Source organism: Thermoflexus sp. (assembly GCF_040289485.1).
Classification (GTDB): Bacteria; Chloroflexota; Anaerolineae; order Thermoflexales; family Thermoflexaceae; genus Thermoflexus.
Genome location: NZ_PSLG01000105.1, coordinates 1,622 through 3,949, shown reverse-complemented (window position 1 = coordinate 3,949; position 2,328 = coordinate 1,622). Strand labels below are relative to the sequence as shown.

The window sequence follows — 2,328 nt, the reverse complement described above, 5'->3', positions numbered from 1 at the left end:
CTAGGCCGGCCCCAGGCCTCACTGCGGCTCCGATGCGCGATGGAGGGAGAGCGTCCTCCCCGGCTGCGGGAACCCTTGATCGTGCTGGCGGCGTTGACCCTAGGGCTCGTATGGGGGGTCAACGCCATGACCAACCGGGACCCCTGGTGGTTCTGGCCCTGGTTCCATGGCCGGCCCGTCGAGATCCGGATCACCGGGAGCGGGCAAGCGCGCCGCTTCCTCCCGGGAAGCCCAGAATACGCCCGCCTCAACGATGCCCTGAACCGCTCCCTCTCCGCCTTCAACATCGAGGGTTGTGAGCCGGCCGTCGGGCTCTCCGAGGCGACCCTCTCCGAATACCGACAGGGATCAGAAGCGCTGGCCCTTTGGGTGCACTACGACCCGCCGGTCCAGATCCACACGACCTGTTTCTTCCCTCGGGCCGACACCCTCCTCCTGCCGCTCCGTGGGCCCCACGCCACCTGGCGGCCGGTCTTCGGAGGGCTGCGGGGGGTCCTGCGCCTGGGGGCGCTGCGCTTGCGGGATCGCCGCGACCTGGAGCAAGCCGTCCAGGAGGTCCTTCGATGAACCGCCCGCTGATGGCGCCCTCCGAACTGGAGGCCCTGACGGCCGAATTCGGCCCCCAGCCCCACCACCATGTGGCCCTGGCCGGAGAGGGCTGGTGGGAGGAAGTCCGCCGCAGCCTGGCCCATCGCCGGGGGGAAGTCCTCCTCGTCGTCCAGCGTCCTGGCGGCGAGGTGCTGGTGCACACCAAACGGTTCTACCCGCCAGGGACCTACCGGCTGCTCAGCGGCGGGGTGGGCTGGGCGGAGACCGCCTGGGCCGCCCTCCACCGCGAGATGGCCGAGGAAACCGGCCTGCCCATCCGGTCGGCCGCTTGGTGGGGCTTGATCACCTACACCCTGTATCCCACCGAGGAGGCCCGCGAGCGTGCGGATCCCACCCTGGCGCTGCCCTTTGTCTCCTTCGTTTTCCACGTGCGGACCGAAGGGGATCCCCGCCCGGCCGACGCTGGCGAGGCCATCAGCGGGTTCCGTTGGATCCGGCCCGCGGACCTGCCGGAGGTCGCCCGGCGCCTGGAGGCCCTCAACGGCCCCTGGAAGGGCTGGGGGCGCTTCCGGGCGGTGGGCCATCGTTTCGTCTGGATGTATCATCGGGAGCGGCTGGAGGCGCCCGGACCGCCAGGGGAGGCGCCGCGCCCATGACCGATCATCGGATCCCCGGGAAAAAGTTCGTCGCCGTGGCGGGCAACATCGGTGTGGGGAAGTCCGCCCTGACGGAGCGGCTGGCCCGCGAACTGGGCTGGGAGCCCTTCTTTGAGGCCGTGGACGACAACCCCTACCTGGCCGATTTCTACACGGACATGGCCCGCTGGGGGTTCCACTCCCAGATCTTCTTCCTGGGCCGGCGGCTTCGACACCACGTGATGCTGCTGAGACGGCCGAACTCGGTGATCCAGGACCGAACGATCTACGAGGACGCGGAGGTCTTCGCCCGCAACCTTTACGAGCGGGGGGATCTGAGCGAGCGGGACTGGCGGGTGTATCGGGAGCTCTACGAGACCCTGTTGCTGTTCCTCCCGCCGCCGGACCTGGTGATCTACCTGCGGGCCTCTGTCCCCACGCTGCAGCGCCGCATCGCCATGCGGGGGCGGCCCTTCGAACAGGCCATCTCTCCGGACTACCTGGGCCGGCTCAACGACCTCTACGAAGCTTGGATCGAGCGGTTCGACCTGTGCCCGGTGCTCAAAGTGCCCGCCGACCACCTGGACTTCGTCCGGCACCGCCGCCACTTACAATTAATCCTGGATAAGGTGATCGAGCGGCTTCAAGGCAAAGAAGAGGTCGCCTTCGAGGACGCCATCCTGGAGATCCGGCAGGACCCGTGACCGTAGGAGGGATCGCCGATGCCCCCTGTCCTGGAGCCCATCGCCGACGGGATCACGCTGATCGACCTGCAGTTCCATGGCCGCCGCCAGGTCATCGCCGCCTACCTGCTCTACGACGGCCGCGAGGCCGCCCTGGTGGAGACCGGGCCGGCTTCCACCGCGGAGACGTTGCTGGAGGGCCTCCAGGCCGCCGGGGTGCCGCTGGAGGCCCTGCGCCACCTGATCGTCACCCATATCCACCTGGACCACGCCGGCGCCTCCGGCCTGCTGGCCGCCCGCCTGCCCGGGGTCCGCGTCTATGTGCACCCGGTCGGCGCCCCGCATTTGATCGATCCCTCTCGATTGATCGCCAGCGCCGCCCGCCTCTATGGGGACATGCTCGAGGCCCTCTGGGGCCCGGTGATCCCCGTCCCCGCCGATCGGGTGGTGGTGGTCCAGGA

Annotated in this window: 4 protein-coding genes; all 4 read left to right on the top strand. The window is 69.3% G+C overall.

All coding sequences use genetic code 11. From position 1 onward, the window contains the following. A partial coding sequence (locus C4313_RS11275; RefSeq protein ID WP_352429950.1) for a hypothetical protein occupies positions 1–567 on the top strand: 567 nt, incomplete at its 5' end. Continuing rightward, positions 564–1,205 carry an NUDIX hydrolase gene (locus C4313_RS11270; protein ID WP_352429949.1) on the top strand — a complete coding sequence of 214 codons (642 nt, stop codon included), beginning with the start codon at positions 564–566 and terminating at the stop codon, positions 1,203–1,205. The genes C4313_RS11275 and C4313_RS11270, both read left to right, overlap by 4 nt. Continuing rightward, positions 1,202–1,888, top strand: coding sequence for a deoxynucleoside kinase (locus C4313_RS11265; RefSeq protein ID WP_352429948.1), 687 nt, complete (start codon positions 1,202–1,204; stop codon positions 1,886–1,888). The genes C4313_RS11270 and C4313_RS11265 overlap by 4 nt, the downstream gene beginning before the upstream one ends. Positions 1,889–1,906: 18 nt before the next feature. Next, positions 1,907–2,328, top strand: a 422-nt coding sequence (locus tag C4313_RS11260) for an MBL fold metallo-hydrolase (protein WP_352429947.1), incomplete at its 3' end; no start/stop codon positions are given.